22 protein-coding genes are annotated in these 19,961 nt (G+C 70.9%); 10 read left to right on the top strand and 12 right to left on the bottom strand.

All coding sequences use genetic code 11. The features are described 5' to 3' along the window. The first annotated feature begins 56 nt into the window (after positions 1 to 56). Entirely contained in the window at positions 57 to 575 is a 519-nt protein-coding gene (locus tag ACZ4EG_RS14575; protein WP_453558760.1) for a DUF4240 domain-containing protein, read from the top strand. 16 nt (positions 576 to 591) lie between these two features. Here ACZ4EG_RS14575 and ACZ4EG_RS14570 read toward each other — a convergent pair whose 3' ends face one another. Beyond that, a complete protein-coding gene (locus tag ACZ4EG_RS14570; RefSeq protein WP_467790880.1) occupies positions 592 to 822 on the bottom strand; it encodes a hypothetical protein in 231 nt (76 codons plus the stop codon). Between the two features lie 71 nt (positions 823 to 893). Next, positions 894 to 1,742, bottom strand: a complete 849-nt coding sequence (locus tag ACZ4EG_RS14565) for a peptidoglycan recognition protein family protein (RefSeq protein WP_453558557.1) — start codon at positions 1,740 to 1,742, stop codon at positions 894 to 896. A gap of 187 nt (positions 1,743 to 1,929) precedes the next feature. On the opposite strand from ACZ4EG_RS14565, the gene ACZ4EG_RS14560 reads away from it, so the two are divergent. Then, positions 1,930 to 3,123 carry a MarP family serine protease gene (locus ACZ4EG_RS14560; RefSeq protein WP_467790879.1) on the top strand — a complete coding sequence of 398 codons (1,194 nt, stop codon included), beginning with the start codon at positions 1,930 to 1,932 and terminating at the stop codon, positions 3,121 to 3,123. A 51-nt stretch (positions 3,124 to 3,174) separates the two neighbouring features. On the opposite strand, the gene ACZ4EG_RS14555 is transcribed toward ACZ4EG_RS14560, so the two are convergent. After that, entirely contained in the window at positions 3,175 to 3,663 is a 489-nt protein-coding gene (locus ACZ4EG_RS14555; RefSeq protein ID WP_467790878.1) for a GNAT family N-acetyltransferase, read from the bottom strand. A 37-nt stretch (positions 3,664 to 3,700) separates the two neighbouring features. Here ACZ4EG_RS14555 and ACZ4EG_RS14550 point away from each other — a divergent pair, with 37 nt between their 5' ends. Both ACZ4EG_RS14550 and ACZ4EG_RS14545 read left to right on the top strand, forming a co-directional pair. Next, on the top strand, positions 3,701 to 4,600 hold the full coding sequence (locus ACZ4EG_RS14550; protein ID WP_467790877.1) for a TIGR01777 family oxidoreductase: 900 nt from the start codon (positions 3,701 to 3,703) through the stop codon (positions 4,598 to 4,600). Positions 4,601 to 4,761: 161 nt separating this feature from the next. Continuing rightward, entirely contained in the window at positions 4,762 to 6,117 is a 1,356-nt protein-coding gene (locus ACZ4EG_RS14545) for an NAD(P)/FAD-dependent oxidoreductase (RefSeq protein WP_467790876.1), read from the top strand. A gap of 7 nt (positions 6,118 to 6,124) precedes the next feature. Here ACZ4EG_RS14545 and ACZ4EG_RS14540 read toward each other — a convergent pair whose 3' ends face one another. Beyond that, entirely contained in the window at positions 6,125 to 7,561 is a 1,437-nt protein-coding gene (locus ACZ4EG_RS14540) for a regulator (RefSeq protein WP_390709249.1), read from the bottom strand. A gap of 239 nt (positions 7,562 to 7,800) precedes the next feature. On the opposite strand from ACZ4EG_RS14540, the gene lipB reads away from it, so the two are divergent. From lipB to ACZ4EG_RS14520, 4 genes are all read left to right on the top strand, one after another. Beyond that, on the top strand, positions 7,801 to 8,598 hold the full coding sequence (lipB, locus tag ACZ4EG_RS14535; protein WP_453558571.1) for a lipoyl(octanoyl) transferase LipB: 798 nt from the start codon (positions 7,801 to 7,803) through the stop codon (positions 8,596 to 8,598). Positions 8,599 to 8,732: 134 nt separating this feature from the next. Next, positions 8,733 to 9,698 carry a lipoyl synthase gene (gene lipA, locus ACZ4EG_RS14530; RefSeq protein WP_453558574.1) on the top strand — a complete coding sequence of 322 codons (966 nt, stop codon included), beginning with the start codon at positions 8,733 to 8,735 and terminating at the stop codon, positions 9,696 to 9,698. A gap of 271 nt (positions 9,699 to 9,969) precedes the next feature. Beyond that, entirely contained in the window at positions 9,970 to 10,167 is a 198-nt protein-coding gene (locus ACZ4EG_RS14525; RefSeq protein ID WP_263207964.1) for an SCO2195 family GlnR-regulated protein, read from the top strand. Between the two features lie 59 nt (positions 10,168 to 10,226). Beyond that, complete coding sequence (locus tag ACZ4EG_RS14520) at positions 10,227 to 10,925, top strand: DUF4191 domain-containing protein (RefSeq protein WP_390709252.1); 699 nt, start codon at positions 10,227 to 10,229, stop codon at positions 10,923 to 10,925. Positions 10,926 to 11,048: 123 nt separating this feature from the next. Here ACZ4EG_RS14520 and ACZ4EG_RS14515 read toward each other — a convergent pair whose 3' ends face one another. Continuing rightward, positions 11,049 to 11,516 (bottom strand): RDD family protein, encoded by a 468-nt coding sequence (locus ACZ4EG_RS14515; RefSeq protein ID WP_467790875.1) that lies wholly within the window; start codon positions 11,514 to 11,516, stop codon positions 11,049 to 11,051. Positions 11,517 to 11,726: 210 nt separating this feature from the next. On the opposite strand from ACZ4EG_RS14515, the gene glnA reads away from it, so the two are divergent. Beyond that, positions 11,727 to 13,136 carry a type I glutamate--ammonia ligase gene (glnA, locus tag ACZ4EG_RS14510; protein WP_390709254.1) on the top strand — a complete coding sequence of 470 codons (1,410 nt, stop codon included), beginning with the start codon at positions 11,727 to 11,729 and terminating at the stop codon, positions 13,134 to 13,136. Between the two features lie 115 nt (positions 13,137 to 13,251). On the opposite strand, the gene ACZ4EG_RS14505 is transcribed toward glnA, so the two are convergent. After that, positions 13,252 to 13,509, bottom strand: coding sequence for a hypothetical protein (locus ACZ4EG_RS14505; protein ID WP_467790874.1), 258 nt, complete (start codon positions 13,507 to 13,509; stop codon positions 13,252 to 13,254). Between the two features lie 311 nt (positions 13,510 to 13,820). Here ACZ4EG_RS14505 and ACZ4EG_RS14500 point away from each other — a divergent pair, with 311 nt between their 5' ends. After that, on the top strand, positions 13,821 to 14,078 hold the full coding sequence (locus tag ACZ4EG_RS14500; RefSeq protein ID WP_467790873.1) for an SCO2583/SCO2584 N-terminal domain-containing protein: 258 nt from the start codon (positions 13,821 to 13,823) through the stop codon (positions 14,076 to 14,078). A gap of 173 nt (positions 14,079 to 14,251) precedes the next feature. Here ACZ4EG_RS14500 and ACZ4EG_RS14495 read toward each other — a convergent pair whose 3' ends face one another. From ACZ4EG_RS14495 to ACZ4EG_RS14470, 6 genes are read right to left on the bottom strand one after another with little or no spacing between them, the layout of a single operon-like run. Continuing rightward, the gene (locus ACZ4EG_RS14495) at positions 14,252 to 14,962 is read right to left on the bottom strand and encodes a DsbA family oxidoreductase (RefSeq protein WP_467790872.1); all 711 of its coding nucleotides are present in this window, start codon (positions 14,960 to 14,962) and stop codon (positions 14,252 to 14,254) included. Beyond that, on the bottom strand, positions 14,959 to 16,254 hold the full coding sequence (locus ACZ4EG_RS14490) for a methyltransferase domain-containing protein (protein WP_467790871.1): 1,296 nt from the start codon (positions 16,252 to 16,254) through the stop codon (positions 14,959 to 14,961). Before ACZ4EG_RS14490 ends, ACZ4EG_RS14495 begins: the two co-directional genes overlap by 4 nt. After that, the gene (locus ACZ4EG_RS14485; protein WP_467790870.1) at positions 16,251 to 17,087 is read right to left on the bottom strand and encodes an iron-containing redox enzyme family protein; all 837 of its coding nucleotides are present in this window, start codon (positions 17,085 to 17,087) and stop codon (positions 16,251 to 16,253) included. Before ACZ4EG_RS14485 ends, ACZ4EG_RS14490 begins: the two co-directional genes overlap by 4 nt. Then, on the bottom strand, positions 17,084 to 17,890 hold the full coding sequence (locus tag ACZ4EG_RS14480; protein ID WP_453558600.1) for a dihydrodipicolinate synthase family protein: 807 nt from the start codon (positions 17,888 to 17,890) through the stop codon (positions 17,084 to 17,086). Before ACZ4EG_RS14480 ends, ACZ4EG_RS14485 begins: the two co-directional genes overlap by 4 nt. A gap of 22 nt (positions 17,891 to 17,912) precedes the next feature. Continuing rightward, the gene (locus tag ACZ4EG_RS14475) at positions 17,913 to 18,413 is read right to left on the bottom strand and encodes a DUF6190 family protein (RefSeq protein ID WP_453558602.1); all 501 of its coding nucleotides are present in this window, start codon (positions 18,411 to 18,413) and stop codon (positions 17,913 to 17,915) included. Further along, positions 18,403 to 19,590: an aminotransferase class I/II-fold pyridoxal phosphate-dependent enzyme gene (locus ACZ4EG_RS14470; protein WP_453558605.1), complete on the bottom strand. Its 1,188-nt coding sequence runs from the start codon at positions 19,588 to 19,590 to the stop codon at positions 18,403 to 18,405. Before ACZ4EG_RS14470 ends, ACZ4EG_RS14475 begins: the two co-directional genes overlap by 11 nt. Between the last annotated feature and the right edge of the window lie 371 nt (positions 19,591 to 19,961).

Genomic DNA, 19,961 nt, shown 5'->3' with positions numbered 1-19,961 from the left:
CAATCCGCCGCACTCCACGTGCGCCCCACCCGCTCAGGCCCGATGCTTGACCCGTGATGGAAGAGTCGGAGTTCTGGGAGCTGGTGGACGCCGCCCGCGAGGCCGCCGAGGGCGACCCGGAGGAGCAGGCCGACCTGCTCGTGGAGCGGCTGCTCCAGCTGGACCCGGAGTCGGTCCTGGACTTCGCCCGTCACTTCGAGTCCCGCTACAACAGGGCCTACCGCTGGGACCTGTGGGGCGCGGCCTGGGTGCTGCTCGACGGTGCCAGCGACGACGCCTTCGACTTCTTCCGCTGCTGGCTGATCGGTCAGGGCCGGGACGTCTTCGAGGGCGCCCTGCACGACCCGGACGCGCTGGCCGACCTGCTCGGCGAGTTCGACGAGGAGATCGACGGGGACGGCGAGGAGCTGGGCTACGCCGCGGACGAGGCGTACGAACAGCTCACCGGTACCGTCGCCCCGGACCTGGGCCTCGCGCCCGCGCCCTCCGAACCGGAGGGTACGCCCGTCGACTTCGAGAGCGAGCGGGTGCTCGCGGAGCGCTACCCCAAGCTGTGGGACCGGTTCAGGGCGTGAGTTCCCGGGGCGAGCGTCAGGCCGCGGTGCGCCGTCGGCCGGTGTCCGACGGGATGTAGGCCTGCGCCTGGTCGGCCCGCACGGCGTGGTGCAGGGGTGCCTTGTTGGCCTGGTCGAGGGCGGATGCGGTGACCGCGGCCGGGCCGAGGATCACCGTCGCGACCGCGCAGACGACCACCCAGGGGCTGCGCGCGGCCTTCGCCCAGCCGACGATCTCCGTGGTGTCCCCGCTACGACTGCTGTTCATGATCCCCACCTCCAGTCGGCTTGTGTTGCCCTGACCGTAGGACGCGGGGATCTGAGGGACCTGCGGGCCGCCTATGACGTGGCTGTGGGGGTGAGTGCCGCTGTGAGTGTCCTGCCCTGCAAGCGGGCCGCCTTCTCCCGCATCTCCGGGAGCCGCGCGGCCAGGGCCGCTCCCGGGCAGCTCGTCATGTACCCGTCGTTGTGGCCCGCGAGCGCGGGGAGGGTGGCGGTGGTGCCGGCCTCGTAGCGACTGAGGCCGTTGCTGGAGACCAGCCGCACCCGGCTGCGCGGGTCGATGCCGGCGGAGCCGAGCTTCCAGGCGGCGACGGCGGCGATCGCGTCGGTCATCGCCCGCGGCACGGACACCCCCGCGGTGAAGGTGCCGATGGCCGCGATGCCCGTGGTGCGGTGGTTGAAGCCCTGGGCGTGGGCGCCGGTGACGGCCCGCTCGACACCGCCCGCGCGGCCCTCGTAGATCGTGCCGCAGCGGTCGACGAGGAAGTTGTAGCCGATGTCGTCCCAGCTGCGGGCGCCGGTCTGGCCCGCGTAGAGGTGACGGATGATGCGGGGCGCGTCGGCGCAGTCGTAGCCGTTGGGCGAGTCGGTGTGATGGACGAAGACCGCGAGGACCTTGTCGTCGTACCGCGGGGGCGGCTGCGTGGGCGACGTGCTGCCGTCCAGCCAGACATCGCGCGGCACGATGCGGGGCCTGGCCGCCGGGTGCGGCGCCGGCGCCGGGCTGGCCGCCGCGGGCTGTGCGGGCCTGGCCGGGGCGACCGGTCGGTCGGGGCCGCGCACGGTCAGTGCCAGGGCGAGGACGGCGGCGAGGCCGGGCAGACAGCCGAGCAGCACCAGGACGGGCCCGGGCAGGCGCACGGCGCGCCGTTTTCCCGGCCCAGGCGTTCTTCGCAGGAAACGCATGGGCTCCACTGTGGGTGTGATCCACTCCGTCCGCGATGTGTGGTGTGCCACCTGGTGGAACCATCGTCCCGGTCCGAGGCGTTTTTGGAGGTACATGCGTGCGTGGCCGGTTCCCGAGCCACGCTCGCCCGACTGATCACTGGGCCCGTCCCGCTCGTACTAGGGGTTCCGAGAGAAAGGCCGCTCCGTGGACCTGCTCGACCTCCTTCTTGCGCTGGTGATCCTCGTGTACGCGGGGTCCGGCTACCGGCGCGGACTGCTGGCCGGATGCGTGTCGCTGGCCGGGTTCGTGGGCGGCGCGGTGCTCGGGGTGTGGGTGCTGCCGTGGATGATGAACCTGGTCACGCGGGGGTCGACGGCGGCCACGGTGACCGCGGTGCTGACGGTGCTGGTCCCGGCGGTGGCGGGACACGAGCTGGCGGGGCGCCTCGCACTGCGGCTACGGCGTGAACTGGACCGTACGGGCCGGGACGGGCTGCGGGTGGCGGACGGGATAGGCGGGGCGGCGGCCAACTCGCTCGCGGTTCTGATCGTGGCCTGGGTGGCGGCGAGCGTGCTGGGCGCCTCCTCGTCCACGGTGGTGACGACGGCGATACGGGACTCGGCGCTGCTGGGTGCGGTGCAGAACGCGATGCCGGACACCACGCCCTCGTGGTTCTCGCGCGCCACGTCCGCGCTCACGGAGGCGGGCTTCCCGCAGGTCTTCAACCCGTTCGAGAACGAGTCGACGGCGGAGGTCGCCAAGCCCTCCGGCGACAGCGTCACGGCGCGCGCCACCGAGGCCGCGAGGACGAGCACGGTGAAGATCGAGGGCGCCGCCGGCAACCAGGGCCGCGAGGGCAGCGGCTTCGTGTACGCGCGCGAGCATGTGATGACCAACGCCCATGTGGTGGCCGGCATCGACCGCCCGAGCGTGCGGATCGGCGGTGTCGGGCGGTCGTACGAGGCCCGGGTGGTGCTCTTCGACCCGAACCGGGACGTGGCGGTGCTGTACGTTCCCGGGCTCCGCGCGCCCGTGCTGCGGTTCGACGACCATGCCGGGCGCGGGGACTCGGCGGTGGTCGCGGGCTATCCGCAGGACGGCGATCTGAATCTGCAGGCGGCGACCGTGGCGAACCGGGTGCGGGCGAACGGCCGCACCATCTACAACGACGCCACGGTGACCCGCGAGATCTACGCGATCCGCTCGACGGTCCGCCCCGGCAACTCCGGCGGGCCGCTGCTGACCACGGACGGCCGGGTGTACGGCGTGGTCTTCGCCCGCTCCACCTCCGACGACGAGACGGGCTACGTCCTGACGGCAAACGAGGTGGCCCCCGACGCGCGACGCGCGGCCACGGCGACGGCACCGGTGGGCACGGGGGACCTGGTCACTTCGTAGCGGTCGGCAGCGGGGCCGGCACGGTCAGCACGGTCAGCACGGTCAGCACGGTCAGAGGGAACGTCCCATGAACACGTCGTCCACGTACTCCCCCGCCAGCAGGAACTCCTCCGGCAGCACGCCCTCGACCACGAACCCCTCCGACTCGTAGAGCTTGCGGGCGGGGATGTTGTGCCCGAGGACGCGCAGCGTGACACGCCGGGCGCCGCGGCGGCGGGCCTCGTCGAGGGCGGCCCGGAGCAGCGCGCGGCCGACACCCCTGCCGCGGGCGTCGTCGTGGACGGCCAGCCCCTGGATCTGCCGTACGTGCACGTTCGAGGCGAGCGGGGTCGAAAAGCCGAGGCGGATGTAGCCGACGATGCGCCGGTCGAGCTCGGCGACCAGCGTGTCGTCGGGGGCGTGGCGCTCGTTGAAGAACGAGTCGTAGGGCGGCTGCGGCTCGGGCATCACCGCGTGCAGATACGACCAGGTGGCCTTGTCCAGGAGCCTCAATTCCTCGTCGTCGTCCGGCAGGGCGGTGCGTATGTACGGATCCGGCATGACGGCCACCTTAAACGCGGCAAGGCAGGATGGGTTCATGGAACGTTCGCGAATCGCGGTGGCCGGTGCGTCCGGTCTCATCGGCAGCGCTCTGGTGCGGTCCCTGGTCGCCGACGGGCACGAGGTGGTGCGGCTGGTCCGTCGTGCGGCCCACGGCGCGGAGGAGGTCTGCTGGGACCCCGAGGGGCAGTACGTGGACACGGCGGGGCTGGTCGGCTGTGATGTCGTGGTCGATCTCGCGGGCGCCGGCATCGGCGACCGGCGCTGGACGGACGCGTACAAGCGGAAGATCAGGGACAGCCGGGTGCTCGGCACGGCGGCGCTGGCGGAGGCGGTCGCCGCACTGGACGAGCCGCCGCGTGTCTTCGTCAGCGGCAGCGCGATCGGTGTCTACGGCGACACCGGGGACCGTGCCGTGGACGAGACGGCGCCGCCCGGGGACGGTTTCCTGCCCTCCCTGTGCGTGGAGTGGGAGGCGGCGGCGGCGCCGGCCGAGGAGGCGGGCGTACGGACCGTGTTCGCCCGTACGGGGCTGGTTATGGCCCGTGAGGGCGGTGCGTGGGCGCGGCTGTTCCCGCTGTTCAAGGCGGGGCTCGGCGGGCGGATGGGAGACGGGCGGCAGTACTGGTCGTTCATCTCGTTGCACGACGAGGTGGCCGCGATCCGCCATCTCATCGACACCGAGGACCTGTCCGGGCCGGTCAACCTGACTGCCCCGACGCCCCTGACCAACCGTGAGATCACGGCGGCGATGGGGCGGGTACTGCACCGGCCGGCCGTCCTGCCGATCCCGGCGCCGGTGTTGCGCTCCGTGCTGGGCGAGATGGCGGAAGATGTGCTCGGCAGCCAACGGGTGCTGCCGAAGCGGCTGTTGGAGTCGGGTTTCGTGTTCGCCTTCCCGGGGATCGAGGACGCGCTCCGCGCGGCTCTGGCGTAGCCAAGAAATGACTGTATGCGACCGTCGTGCGACCGTGCTCTGTCGGTGCGCGACTGTCCTCGACCGATCACGGCCCTAACCTCGACCCGAACTCGGGTATCCCTGGAGCCAGTTGGGGGCATCACGTCTCCACCGGCCGCGCAACATCGAGGAGGGGCCTCGTGCTTGAGCCCGTGTACCAGGCGGACGTCGTCATCGTGGGAGCCGGAATCGCCGGACTGTCGGCGGCTCATCGGCTGACCAGCGCGGGCGTAACGACCGCAGTCCTGGAGGCCGCCCCCTACGTGGGCGGCCGCATGTCGACGGAGAAGGTCGACGGCTTCCGGCTCGACCGGATCGGACAGCTCCTGTCCACCTCCTATCCCGAGCTACGCCTGACACCAGGGCTCGACGCCCTCGTTCTGCGCCCCTTCGCCCCGGGCGTCCTGCTGCACCACGACGGACGCCGGCACCGCGCGGGCGCTCCGGCGGGCGGAGGGAGCGCAAGGGGCGCACTCCACGCGGTGCGCGCCCTCGCGAGCGCTCCCAGGGGCGCGGTCGCGTCGCCCGCGCGCGCGGGCGCGCCCATGGGCGGCGCCGTCGACCAGGCCCGGCTCGGGGTGGCGCTGGCCCGGATCGCCGCCACGCCCGTCGAGCGCATCCTGGCCCGCCCCGAACTGCCCGCCGCACAGGCGCTCGCCGTCCGCGGGGTGCCCACCCGCACGATCGACGGGTTCCTGCGCCCGCTGCTGGCCGCCCTGCTGTGCGACCCGGAGCTGAGGACGTCCAGCCGGTGCGCCGACCTCGCGCTGCGCGCTTTCGCGAGCGGGCGGCTCAGCGTGCCCGAGGGCGGCGCCGAGGCGCTGCCCGAGCTGCTCGCCCGCGCGCTGCCGCCCGGCACCGTGCACACAGGGGTCCGGGCCACCTCGGTCTCCACGACCTCGGTGACCACCGCCGAGCACGGCGAGATCCGCTGCCGTGCCGTGCTGCTGGCCACCGACGCGCGGGCCGCGGCCGAGCTGCTGCCCGGTCTGCGGGTGCCGGACTTCCACCCGGTGACGGTGGTGCACCACACGACCGACGAGCCCCTGGGCACCGGCGCCTCGCTGCTGCTGGACGCCGACCGCGGCGGCCCGGTCGCGCACACCGCGATGGTCAGCGCCGTCGACCCGAGCCGCGCGCCCGCGGGCCGGGCGCTCGTCTCGTCGACCGTGCTGGGCACTCCCCCGGAGGGGGTCGACACGGCCGTACGGATGCACCTGTCCCGGCTGTACGGCACCTCGACCCGCCGCTGGGAGACCCTCGCCGTGCACCACACCGCCGAGGCCGTCCCGGCGATGCGCCCACCGCACGATCCGCGCCGCCCGGTACGGCTCCTGGCGGGCCTGTACGTGTGCGGCGACCACCGCGACACCAGCACCGTCCAGGGCGCCCTGCACTCGGCCCACCGGGCCGCCGCGGCGATCCTGGCGGACCTGGGCGCGGCCGGCTCGCTGCACCGGGCGGACCCCCTGCCCGCGATGAAGCGCGCCGCCTAGCCGACGGTCACCCGAGCGCCGCCACCTTGTCCCGGTAGCCCCGTACCGGTGCCGCGTCCCTGTAGGGCTCGAGACGGCGCTCGAAGTCCTTGACGTACTCGATCGCCCGCACCGAGCGCATCTCCACCGCCTGCCCGGCCGCCTCCGCGCCCAGCAGGCAGGCCTGGTCGAGCTCGCCGAGACCGAGGCGGGCGGTGGCGAGGACGACACGGCAGAAGAGGCGGCTGCGGGCGAACGTCGGGGCGCGCAGTTGCAGGGAGCGCTCCGCGTGCTGCGCCGAGGCGCGGAACTGCTGCAGGTCGCGGTGGCAGTGCCCGAACTCGTCGGCGAGCTGCGCCTCGTCGAAGAAGCGCGCCCAGTACGGCACCTCGTCGCCGGGCCGGGCCGCCTCCAGGGCGCGCTCGGCGCGGACCAGCGCGCCGGTGCAGGCCCGCACCTCGCCGAGCACGCCGTGCGCGCGGGCCTCCGCGGAGTGCAGCAGCGCCTGCACGACGGGCGGGGCGGTGGTCCCCACGCCCTGCTGCGCCACCCGCGCCAGCTGGACGGCCTCGCGGCCGTGCCCGAGGTAGACGGCCTGGCGGCTCATGGTGACCAGGACGTAGGAGCCGTACGTCCGGTCCCCGGCCGCCTGTGCGAGCCGCAGCGCCTGCACGAAGTAGCGCTGCGCGAGTCCGTGCGCGGCGATGTCGTACGACGTCCAGCCGGCGAGCCGGGTCAGATCGGCGGCCGCGGCGAACAGGCGGCGGCCCGTCTGCTCGCCGTAGGTGCCGCGCAGCATCGGCTCGCACTCGTGCTCCAGATAGCGCACGAGGGCCTGGCGGGCGTGGCCGCCGCCGTAGGCGTCGTCGAGGGTGCGGAAGAGCTCGCCGACCGAGCGCAGCGCGGCGATGTCGCCCCCGGTGACCTTCTGACCGGGGCCGCGCTCGGCCTGGCCGCGCGGGCGCGGCACGACGGGCCGCCCCTGTGGCGGCACCTTGGGCAGCGGTTCGCCGCGGGCCACCCGGTCGTCGGCCCGGCCGATCAGCCAGTCCCGGCTGGGCACGACGAGCCCCGCCGGGGTGAAGGCGATCTTGCGCAGCTCGGCATGGCTGCCGGAGTCCTTGCGCCACAGCCCGCTGACGATGTCGACGGCCTCCTCGGGGGTGGACGCGAACTCCAGCCCGGCGTACACCGGCGCACAGGCGTCCAGGCCGAGATCCTGGGCCGTGAGCCGGCGCCCGAGGCGGCGCGTGAAGACCTCGGCGATGAGCGCGGGCGTGGTGCCCCGGGGCTGCTGTCCGCGCAGCCACCGGGTCACGGATGTCTTGTCGTATCTGAGATCCAGCCCGTGTTCGAGGCCGAGCTGGTCGACGCGACGGGCCAGACCTGCGTTGGAGAATCCCGCTTCTGCGATGAGCGCGGCGAGCTGGCGATTGGGAGTGCGCTGCGCGGGTCGTTCCGTCATCTGCGGTGCGGTCTCCTGCCTTCCAGGCCGTTGAAGTGCCCGGATTGCCTGTGAGCAGCCCTTATGGCCTCATGAACGGCGCGAATGTAGCGGAGAGTGAGCGACCAGTCGCACACTTTGTAGTTCATTCATCCGATCGTGTGAGGATTGCCCCCTGGGCTGACGTAGGCGGACCGGTCGTACAGTGGCTTGGGCGCATTACATGCCTGACACACCCGTCGCCGAGGGAGGCGCTTGCCGTGAGTGAGTTGCGGTTCGTCCGCATGGGGTTCGGCGCAGGGGCCGTCGAGTACCAGGAGGCCTGGGACGAGCAGCGCCGGGTGCACGCGGCGCGGTTCGCCGACGAGGTGCCCGACACCGTCCTGCTGCTCGAACACCCGCCGGTCTACACGGCGGGCCGCCGCACCGAGGACAGCGAGCGGCCGCTCGACGGCACCCCGGTCATCGACGTGGACCGCGGCGGCAAGATCACCTGGCACGGCCCCGGCCAGCTCGTCGGCTACCCGATCCAGAAGCTCCCCCGCCCGGTGGACGTGGTCGCGCACGTACGGCGCCTGGAGGAGGCACTGATCCGCACCTGCGCCGAGTTCGGCGTCGAGAGCACCCGGGTCGAGGGCCGCAGCGGCGTGTGGGTGCTCGGAGACCCCGTCGAGCAGCGGCCGGCGCTCGGCGGACTCTCCCTGGACTTCGACCCGCGGCTGACCGACGAGGAGTTCGACCCGAGGCTGAACGGCCCGGAGTACGCCCCGTCCAACGCGGGGCAGCGCCGCGAGGACCGCAAGATCGCCGCGATCGGCATCCGCGTCGCCAAGGGCGTCACGATGCACGGCTTCTCCTTCAACGTGAACCCGGACAACGCCTGGTTCGACCGGATCATCCCGTGCGGCATCCGGGACGCCGGGGTCACCTCCCTCGCCAACGAACTGGGCCGGGAGATCACGGTCGAGGAGATCCTGCCGACGGTCGAGCGACACCTGAAGGACATCCTCGAAAATGCCGACCTGAAGCCGCGGGTGATCGAGAAGGCGACCGCCTGACCTCCGTCCGACCTTGGGAATGGACCCCGTCGAGGTGAGGTTGGCCTCACGGGAAAGGCCCAACAACCACGGGCGTACGCTGGTGTACGCCGAAGAATCGAAGACTACTCAAAGCAATCAGCAGGGAGCCGGTCGTGTCCGCAGTCTCACCCGACGGACGCAAGTTGCTGCGCCTGGAGGCCCGCAACAGCGAGACCCCCATCGAGCGCAAGCCCGAGTGGATCAAGACGCGGGCGAAAATGGGTCCCGCGTACACGGAGATGCAGAAGCTCGTGAAGAGCGAGGGTCTGCACACGGTCTGCCAGGAAGCCGGCTGCCCGAACATCTACGAATGCTGGGAGGACCGCGAGGCCACCTTCCTCATCGGCGGCGACCAGTGCACCCGGCGCTGCGACTTCTGCCAGATCGACACCGGCAGGCCCAAGGCCCTCGACCGTGACGAGCCGCGCCGCGTCGGCGAGTCCGTGGTCACCATGGACCTGAACTACGCCACCGTCACCGGCGTCGCCCGCGACGACCTGGAGGACGGCGGCGCCTGGCTGTACGCCGAGACCGTGCGCCAGATCCACCAGCAGACCGCGCAGCGCGCGGCCGGGCGGACCAAGGTCGAGCTCCTCGCCCCCGACTTCAACGCCGTCCCGGAGCACCTCGAAGAGGTCTTCTCCACCCGGCCCGAGGTCTTCGCGCACAACCTCGAAACGGTTCCCCGGATCTTCAAGCGGATCCGCCCCGGCTTCCGCTACGACCGCTCCCTGAAGGTCCTCACCGACGCCCGCGACTACGGCCTCGTCACCAAGTCGAACCTCATCCTCGGCATGGGCGAGACCCGCGAGGAGATCAGCGACGCGCTGAAGCAGCTGCACGAGGCCGGGTGCGAGCTGATCACCATCACGCAGTACCTGCGCCCGTCCGTGCGTCACCACCCGGTCGACCGCTGGGTCAAGCCGCAGGAGTTCGTGGAGCTGAAGGAGGAGGCCGAGCAGATCGGCTTCTCCGGCGTGATGTCCGGCCCGCTGGTCCGGTCCTCGTACCGCGCCGGGCGTCTGTACCAGATGGCCATAGAGAAGCGTGGCACCTACGTCGCCACCCAGGCCGTCTGACAGATCGTCACCATCGTTGCTCCGTACGAGTGCGGGACAACCGTGTGAATTCCCGCACAAGAAATTACCGGCCAGTAGCGACCGAGAACACGCGGTCCTGAAAGTCCTCGCAGATGGGGGCGCCGTCAGGGCCGCGTATTCACTCCACCCCCGCCCCATCAAGGCTTCATTGGCGTTTGACCGGTCAGTCACACCCTGGTAACACCAATCAGTGACCCTGGTATCACGCCACGTACACCCGTACCCGACGCCGTCGAGGGGGACCTCCACCATGCAGGCCGCGCCCGTTCGCGCCACCGCCATCCCGACCTTCACCGACGCACTCCGTGCCGTCGAGTCCCTGCTCATGAGCGGCGGCCAGCGCACCGCCCGCCGCAATGCCTGGACCTCGGTCCTGGAGGACCGCCGTCGCGCCAAGGACCGGGTCGAGGCGCAGCGCGTCCTGGAGCAGGCTGCCACCCGCCCCTGACACCCCCGCTCCGGGCACTGCCGTCGTGGGCACTCCCGGGGCCACGTAGACTTCGTGGCATGGCGAGGAAGGAAACCGCAGCGGACGCTGCGAACCCAGGGCGACTGAAGCAGATCGCCCTTACGTACAAGATGACCCGTAAGGCCGACAAGAAGATCGGTCTTGTGCTCGCGGCTGTTGGCGTCGGCACCTTCGGTGTCCTCCTCGCGATCGGCTTCTTGATCGGTCACCCCCTCTATCTGGGCATCCTGGGCCTGCTGCTCGCGTTCCTCGCGGCGGCGATCGTGTTCGGCCGCCGGGCCGAGCGGGCCGCGTTCGGGCAGATGGAGGGCCAGCCGGGTGCCGCCGCGGCCGTGCTCGACAACATCGGCCGGGGCTGGACGACGACCCCCGCGGTCGCGATGAACCGCAGCCAGGACGTGGTGCACCGCGCGGTCGGCAAGGCCGGAATCGTGCTGGTCGCCGAGGGCAACCCGAACCGGGTGAAGAGCCTGCTCGCCGCCGAGAAGAAGAAGATGGCCCGCATCGTGGCGGACGTCCCGGTGCACGACGTGATCGTCGGCACGGGCGAGGGCCAGGTCGAGCTGAAGAAGCTGCGCACGACCATGCTGAAGTACCCGCGCGTCCTGACCGGCCCGCAGGTCACCACCACCAACGACCGGCTGCGTGCCATGGGCGACCTGATGAGCAACATGCCGCTGCCGAAGGGCCCGATGCCCAAGGGCATGCGGATGCCCAAGGGCGGCAAGGCCCGCTGACTCTCCCAGAGGTACGACGAAGGGGGCGCCCGGAATCACCGGGCGCCCCCTTCGTCGTACGGCCGCCGGCGCGTCGTCGCGGGGCCGCTGGTGGAGAGTCGTCGTACGGCCGCTGGAGAGCCGCTAGATGCGGACCTCGACCGTCCCGGCCAGCCGGTCGTGCAGACCGCGGCCGTCGCGGTCCCAGACGAGTGCCGGGATGGCGAGGAAGAACAGGACCGTGCGCAGCAGCGCGCGCAGCGGGTTCACCCGGCCGGTGTCCAGGGCGACGACCCGCAGCCCGAACAGCCGCTTGCCCGGCGTGGAGCCGACCGTGCCGAGGGTGAGGACCAGCAGCACGAGCAGGATGAGCGGCGCCCAGACCTGCGCCGCCTTGTTATAGCTGTCGGTGATCAAGCCGTATGCGATCATGAGGCACAGGCCCCAGTCCACGGCCAGCGCCCCCAGCCGGCGCCCCGGGCGCGCGATCGAACCCGGCCCCTCCTTGGGCAGACCGAGCTGTTCGCCGCGGTATCCGAATTCGGCACCGGCGTCTTCCATGGCCGCGCGCGGCCCGGAAAGCCACGATCCCATTGCTTGCCTGTTGTCCACCTGTCCACGGTACTGCCCGCTCGAATGCCGGGGGCACGGCGGGGTGTGTCGGGGCTACCGTGGAACCGAAGCCGGTTAACTTCTGCGAAACAAATGGGTCACGCCCGAGAAATCACCCGTCCCTAGGGTCGGGGACAGCGTGTGCCACCGCACTGGCCGCACGAACGAACTACCACCCCGGCGAGGACGGTCGGGAGTAGGAGGAGCTGGATGTTCCAGAACGCCGACGAGGCCAAGAAGTTCATCGCGGACGAGGACGTCAAGTTCATCGACGTCCGCTTCTGCGACCTGCCGGGCGTCATGCAGCACTTCACCGTGCCCGTCGAGGCGTTCGACCCGGACGAGGAACTCGCCTTCGACGGATCCTCGATCCGTGGCTTCCAGGCCATTCACGAGTCCGACATGGCGCTGCGCGCGGACCTGTCGACCGCCCGGGTCGACCCGTTCCGCCGTGACAAGACGCTCAACATCAACTTCTTCATCCACGACCCGATCACGGGCGAGCAGTACTCCCGTGACCCGCGCAACGTGGCGAAGAAGGCCGAGGCCTACCTCGCCTCCACCGGTATCGCCGACACCGCGTACTTCGGCCCCGAGGCCGAGTTCTACGTCTTCGACTCCGTCCGCTTCGCCACCAGCGCGAACGAGTCCTTTTACCACATCGACTCCGAGGCGGGCGCCTGGAACACCGGTGCCCTCGAGGACAACCGTGGTTACAAGGTCCGCTACAAGGGCGGCTACTTCCCGGTCCCGCCGGTCGACCACTTCGCCGACCTGCGCGCCGAGATCTCTCTGGAGCTGGAGGCGGCCGGCCTGAAGGTCGAGCGTCAGCACCACGAGGTGGGCACGGCCGGCCAGGCCGAGATCAACTACAAGTTCAACACGCTGCTCGCGGCCGCCGACGACCTCCAGCTCTTCAAGTACATCGTGAAGAACGTCGCCTGGCGCAACGGCAAGACGGCGACCTTCATGCCGAAGCCGATCTTCGGTGACAACGGCTCGGGCATGCACGTGCACCAGTCGCTGTGGGCGGGCGGCGACCCGCTGTTCTACGACGAGGCCGGTTACGCGGGCCTGTCGGACACCGCCCGCTACTACATCGGCGGCATCCTCAGGCACGCCCCGTCGCTGCTGGCCTTCACCAACCCGACGGTGAACTCCTACCACCGTCTGGTCCCGGGCTTCGAGGCGCCGATCAACCTGGTGTACTCGCAGCGCAACCGCTCCGCCGCGATGCGTATCCCGATCACGGGCTCCAACCCGAAGGCCAAGCGCGTCGAGTTCCGCGCGCCCGACTCCTCCGGCAACCCGTACCTCGCCTTCTCGGCCCTGCTCCTCGCGGGCCTCGACGGCATCAAGAACAAGATCGAGCCGGCCGAGCCGATCGACAAGGACCTCTACGAGCTGGCTCCCGAGGAGCACGCGAACGTCGCGCAGGTCCCGACCTCGCTCCCGGCCGTTCTCGACTCGCTGGAGCGCGACCACGAGTTCCTGCTCGCCGGTGACGTCTTCACGTCCGACCTGATCGAGACGTGGATCGACTTCAAGCGCGCGAACGAGATCGCTCCGCTGCAGCTGCGTCCGCACCCGCACGAGTTCGAGCTCTACTTCGACGTGTAAAGACGTCTGTCCGTAGCGACGCCCGAGTAAGTGGCTGAGGGCCGCCACCTGCAACACTGCAGGTGGCGGCCCTCAGCCGTGCGCTGGGGTGCTTGTGTGTGTCACACCGCCTTCGTCAGCCGACCAGGATCACCACGACGCCGCCGGTGTTGAACCCGTTGTTGAAGCCGTTGTTGAAGCCGAAGCCACCGAAGTTGCCGAAGCCGAAGCCACAGTTGTTCCACCAGCCGCCGTTGAAGCAGCCGCGGTTGGTCGTGACCTGGGTCGGAGTGGCGGCCGAGGCCGTTCCTGCTGTGGCGATGGTGGTGCCGCCGGCCAGCAGCACACCGACGGCGGACGCCGCCACGAGACGCCTAGCACGCTGTGCTTTCATGGACGTACCTTCCTTCCACCCCTCGTGCGGTATGTGAAGCACGAATCGGATGGCCGCGACCTCAGAGGTAAAAGTTCGGCGCGGTCGTAGGTCTGGCCGCCTGGTCTACCAGGAGCAGCGCTGTCGGTTTTCCCTGGTGAGCAGGGATTACGCCGGCGTAGGGCGTACCCCGCACTGCGGCTCTCTCACCTTCAGATGCTAGTGGTCCGCCGTCCACTCGGCATCCTGGGCAACCTTCCGCGCTTCCCAGGCTTCCTACACTCGGGGGATCATCCTCCTTGGTTCTTTCGGACGAGAGAGGTTGAACGGGGATGACTGAACAGGACGACTGGGAGCGGGAGTTCGATCACCGCTGGGCGAATTCCGCCCATCACAAGGAGCCCTCCGCCCGAGCCCGGATGCTCGCCGCCCGCTGGAAGGAAAATCCCCCGGACCCGGCACCGTTCCGCGCCGACCCGGACCCGGTGGGGCCCCGCCGCTCGTCATGGGTGTCCACGGCGATAGTCCTCGGCTGCGTCGCCGCGGTGATAGTCCTGCTCGGGTACGCCCAGATGCGGGCTCCGTACTAGATCCGCACCGGAGGGGACGATCACAGCTCGCGGCCCGCGCCGGCGCGGAGATCACGAGGCCGGCCGCGCAGGCCGGCGGCTCCTGGGAGCGACCGCCGATCACCCTGCGTCGATATCGCCCCGCTTGGCGGGCCCACCGGACTTCGGTGGGCCCGGCCCCGCCCGTAAGCGCGTCACGTCGCCGGGAGCAGGGACGCCGCGTGGCCGAGGAGTTCCTCGTAGATCTCCGGGCGGTCCTTGTCGATCACCGGATAGCCGACCCCGAAATCGCCGCCCAGCCAGTGGGCCTCGATTCCGGGGTTGGCGCTGTTCGTGCCGTCGTGCAGGAAGATGTGCGGGCTGCAGTTGACGCGGTCGTCGCGGGCCGTGTCGTACTGGGCCATCACGGCCGCGCGGAACGACCCGGTGTCCAGGGCCGTGGCCAGATCGCCGACGTCGACCGCGCCCGTCCGCCCGGCGATGTCGAGGATGACGTGGCGCAGCGAGATGCACCGGCCCTCGGCCCAGAAGGCGCGGCGCAGGGCGCGGTCGAGGCGTTCGCTCGCCTCCCAGCTCTGCGCCTTGGCCGCCTGCACCGCCTCGTGCGCGGGGAGCATGGTGACCGGGTACGCCCAGTCGGGGCCCTGCCACAGGCGCCAGCCGGCGTCCGGTTCCACCGCGCCGAGCACCGAGATCTCGGAGTCGACGCCGGGCCGGGCGTTGACCTCGCGGTTGAACAGCTCCAGCGGGAAGGCCCGGAAGTCGAACCGGATGCGTCCCGCCAGGCCCAGCCGGTGCCGCGTCTCGTGCAGCCGGTGCACCGCGACATGGGCGAACGAGCAGTTCAGGTCGGTGAAGACGGCGATCGTGCCGGGGGTCGCGGGCAGCCGCGGATCGTCGCTCACGAGGTCTCCTCGGGCCGGGTCCGCTGGTCGAAACGGGCGATGGTGACCTCTCCGGAGACGACACCGCCCCGCCACCGGTAGACCTGCCCGAAGGAGTCCTCCCCCGTCGGCACACTCCGGCTGACGGTGACGGCGATCCGGTCGCCGCGCCGTACCGCGACCGGCTCGGCGACCGGCAGGTAGGCGTGCTTCCAGCTGTCGGAGGTCGTACGGGCCCCCGGGTCGTCCGCGCCGATGTCGTCGCCGGAGATGTCCAGGGCGACGGTGTCCGACAGGTCGGCGACGAAGTAGCCCTGGAAGCCGGTGAACACGCCGTCGCGCTGGACGGTGTGGACGTGCGGCACGCTGTACTCGGCCGGGTGCCCGGCGCCGTCCCGGAAGTCGTAGCGACGCAGCAGCCGGGGTGCGGCGAGCCGGGCGGCGGCCGGGACGACCGTGTCGTAGTAGAGGTCGAACGGGTTGCGCGCGCCCCGGCGGCGCAGCAGTTCGGCGAAGCCCGCGCGGCTGCCGGCGTCCTGGGGCGCGCCGTCGCGCAGCTGGGCATGGGCCCGCTCGGCGGCCACGGGGACGAGATAGCTCTCGACGGCACGCGGCAGCATGGCCCCGCCGGGACGCAGGAAGCGCCGACGGGCGTCGTCGAGGATGGCGACGCAGTTCTCGTTGTCGGCGAGGTTGCCCATGATCTCGGAGACGACGAGGTCGACGGGTTCGGGCAGCTCCAGGTCGAAGGACATGCCGGGCAGCGGGTGGAAGCGGTCGCCGAAGCCGGCGGCGGCGAGCCGGTCGGCCGCGGTGGCGAGGATCTTCTCGTTGAGGTCGATGCCGTAGACCCGGGCGGCGCCGGCCTCCAGCGCCCAGCGGGCCAGGATGCCGGTGCCGGTGCCGAGGTCGAGCACGGTCGCGCCGGGTCGTACCGCCTCGGCGATCGCGGTGCGGTACGCGGTCATGCGCAGCCGGTCGCCGAGCATGAGGTCGTGGAAGCCGTCGTCCCAGTCGAGGAGCCGCTCGGAGGCCGGCAGCCACACCTGCTCGGGCCGGTAGTCCTGGCCGAGGACACCGGCCCGGTGGACCGTGAGGGACGTCTCTGCGGGGCCGGTCACCGGGCAGCCGGTGGCCAGGTCGAAGCTGCTGCGGTGCAGGGGGCAGGTGATGCGCAGGGTGCGCGGGTTGACGTAGCCGTGGACCAGGCGGCCCAGCCGGTGCGGGCACGCCGCGTCGATCTCGAACTCGCGGCCCGCGACCTTGACCAGGACCCGGTCGCCGGGGAGTTCTTCGAGCACCGCGTCGCTCATACCGCCTCCCGGGCCCGGGCCACGGCCGCCTCGAAGGCGCCGCCGATCAGTTCGGACAGCAGCTGGGCGCCGATCCACAGCCGGGTGGGATCGATGCCGCCGGCCGCTTCGCACTCCTTGATGGCCAGCTGCATCTCCCGCATGTGGAAGGTGTCGATGTGCAGATGCTCGGTGTAGTAGCGGCCGTTCGCGATGCCGAGGCGTTCACAGGCGCGGGCCTGGACTTTGAAGGCGTCGGGGATGCTGGCCTCCAGGTAGGCGAGGGCGCCGAGGAAGTAGGCGATGTCCTCGGCGCGCTGGGTGAGCCAGTAGAAGACGTTGAGGAACTGGTAGGTCCCCTCGCCGGTGGTGTCGAGGAAGCTCTCCAGGTCCTCGGGCAGGCCGAGTTCGGCGAGCAGGTCGAGATAGAGCTGGGAGTGGGCCTGGCGCTGGTTGCCACAGCCGAACTCGTCGATGAGGACGCGCATCACGGCCATCTGGGCGCGCAGCGGCAGCCGGGGTATCGCGGGGAAGAAGTTCTGTGCCTCGGTGAGTCCGTCGAGCGCGAACTCCCGGACGACGTGGGTGAATTCCTCGCGGGTGGCCTTCTCGGCGAGATAGTTGCCGGCCGGGCTGCCCGCGCGCTCGTGCGTGAGCAGTTCGTCCAGCCGCGTGAGCCACTCGGCGCGGGCGGCGAGGGGTTCGGTGCGCTCGGTGAGGCGGGCGAGCAGCGGGCCGATCCAGTCCGCTTCGAGCTCCTCGATGCGGGCGACCGTCCCGGCGGTGGGCCGGGCGCGGTTGAGCAGGAACAGCCGCTTGTGCGGGCTGTCGGTGGGGTGTGCGGTGACGTTCACCGCGGGACCTCCTTGTCCATGGGCTCCGGGACCTCCCGGGCGGCTTCCAGGACTCCGCGTCGGTGCAGTTCGGTCTTGAGGGTCAGGTACCAGTCGTCGCGGTCGAGCCCGTGGCGGGCGCACGCCTCGGTCAGCCGGACGGCATCCGCGGCGCTCGGCTCACCGAGCAGGGCCCGGCACAGCCCGGGCTCGACGTTGCCGAGGGCGACGACGCAGCCGTCGAGCGGCCCGCACTCCAGGAGCAGGTGTTCCAGCCCCTGGAGTACGGGCACGCCGGGGTGGGCCGCGATCAGCTCCCGGGTGGCGCGGGGGTCGCCCGCCGAGTCCTTGACCGCGGCGATGCCGGGCAGTGCGCAGATCCGCAGCAGGGTGTCTCGGTCGAGTGCGTTTCCCGAGACCCAGGACTCGTGGTAGACGATCACGGGCAGGGCGGTGGCCCGGGTGAGGTCCGTGAAGTGGCGGACCATGTCCTCCTGGCGCACACCGGGCCCGTACGGCGTGGTCGCCACGACCGCGGCGGCGCCGAGCTCCTCGGCGGTACGGGCGCGGGCGGCGACCTCGGCCGTGGTGGGCCGCAGGATGCCCGCGAACACCGGCAGCCCGTCGGCGTACCGGACGGTCGCCGCGACCATCGTCCGCCACTGGCGGTCCGTCAGCCGGGTGCCCTCACCGGTGCTGAGCGCCGGAAGCAGGGCGTCGGCGTGCGGCCGCAGCGTCGCGACCAGCCGGGCCACCCCGTCCTCGGACACATCCCCCGTGTCCGTGACGGGGGTGACCAGTGCGACGACCAGTCCCCCGATCACCGTGCGGTCTCCTTTCGCCGTCTCACAGGGCGTCGGCCGGGATGCGCAGCGCCAGTGACTGGCGGTAGAGCGCTTCGAGCGGTTCCGGGAAGTCGGGTTCCGGCCCGTCGACCGGGGCGGGCGCCCGTACCGGAAGCCCCGTGTGGTGCGGCAGCCGGGGGCTCGCGCTGTGCAGCAGTCCCTTGCGGTTGCCGACCATGCCGAGCAGCAGCCGTTCGTGCGCCGGGAGCCGGTCCGGGATGCCGTCTCCGTCCAGGGCCCGCCGCAGGTCGGCCGCGTCGTAGCCGAGGCGACGGATGTCCATGACGGTGTGCAGGTTGTCCATGAACGGGTAGTAGGCGTCCTGGAGTTCACGGCCGTAGCCCCAGATGACGTCGTCGCAGCGGCCGACCTGCTCCAGGCTCATCACCAGCGTCCGGTCCAGGCGGGTGACGAAGAACGTCTTGCAGGCGATCCGCAGGGTTTCGTCGGCACTGTTCATGCCGAGGAACAGCGCGGCGTCGCCGTACTCGTCAGCCGGCATGGCGGTCGAGCACCTCGCGCATCCGCACCATCGCGTCGGCGAACGTGCGCGGTTCACGGGCCAGGGCGAAGCGCAGATAGGACTCGCCCTTGTCCGGCTGGCTCCAGAAGAAATAGCGGCCGGGCAGCACATAGACCTCGCGGGCGCCCAGGACACGCTGCAGTTCGCTGGCGGTCAGCTCGGGGTGGTTGATGCGGGCCCAGGCGACGCTGACGTCGGCGACCGGGTTCTGGAGTTCGAGGACGGTGCCGTCGAGGGCCTTGCCGATCGCGTCCCGGTTGACGCCGAGCACCTCGCGCACCGAGGCGAGCTGGTCGGCGCGGGAGTCCTCGACGTACTGCGTGAGCATGTTGAGGACGAACGGCGAGACGTTGAGCAGGACGCTGGTGTGCAGGTTGTAGACGTCCTCGTGGATGTCGTCGCTGGGCGTGATCATGGCCGCCTTGGCGTCCTGCACCGGCCAGGTCTTGCCGGTGTCCTCGATGGCCAGGTAGGACACGCCGGAGCTCTCCAGCAGTTCGTAGACGTCGAACCGCTCCAGCTCGGAGCCGAACAGGGTGAAGGAGGCGAAGCAGAAGTCGAAGATCAGCAGCTTGTTGTGGTCCTTGCAGAACCGGACGACCTCCTCGAAGCCCCGGCGCCCGTACTGCAGCAGCGTGAAGCCCGTGGGGTTGTTGGGGTCGACCAGGAACAGCGCGTCGGTGCGCACCCGGCGCTTGAGCTCGGCGTATATGCGGTCGGGGTCGTGCAGCGCGGCCTCGTCGATCGGGTAGAGCGGCACACCCATGTTGTCGAGGACGTCGTAGAGGTTGTCGAAGCAGGGCTCGACGAGCGTCACCGACATCCGCTGCTGCTTGAGGTACATGCCGGCGACCATGGTGGAGATGGACGCGGCGTAGGAGAGCATCGTCTTCCTGCGGGCCGGCGCGGTCCGCTGGCCGTGGAGGCGGAAGAACGACTCGATGAACCGCTGTTCGTAGGTGGCCTGCAGCCCGTTCTCCGCCTCGTACCACAGCTCGGGCAGCCGGGCGACGATGTCCTGCTGGGTGGCGGACTGGCGCTGGTGGGTGTGGGCGTCGGCCAGGTTGAAGCGGGTGCGCAGGGCCTGGATCTCGTGCTGGGTCAGATCGGTGAACTGCCGGTTGTCGGAACCGACCAGGGTGCTGTGCGAGTTCACGCTTCCTCCGGGTCATGTGCGGGAACAACCTTGTGGAGACAGACGTGCCGAACCGCTTCGGACCGGACTTCCGGGTCCGGGCGGCGATGTCTTCACCGGCCGCGGACATACGTGCCCGTGCCGCGGCGGCAGCGGTGGCGGTGCGAGAGGGTGGCGACTGCCGGGTAGACGCGCCCGGCGGCTCGGGGGGCGGCCTCTCAGCGGGTGAAAGGTGCCGACCTCCCGGCCGAGAAGCCCGGATCGACGTGCACGGAATCTCTGATCCCTGCCATGTGTCCCCCGTCCGTCCCCCGTGTGCGGACTCCGGTCCGCATCCGTACGATTACACAGCCGTTCTCGAACGGACAAGTGAAACAGGCCTGTTGTGGATT

Source organism: Streptomyces sp. NPDC025638 (assembly GCF_055558775.1).
The sequence above is the reverse complement of the archived record's forward strand: the minus strand, read 5'-3'. Positions and strand labels throughout refer to the sequence as shown.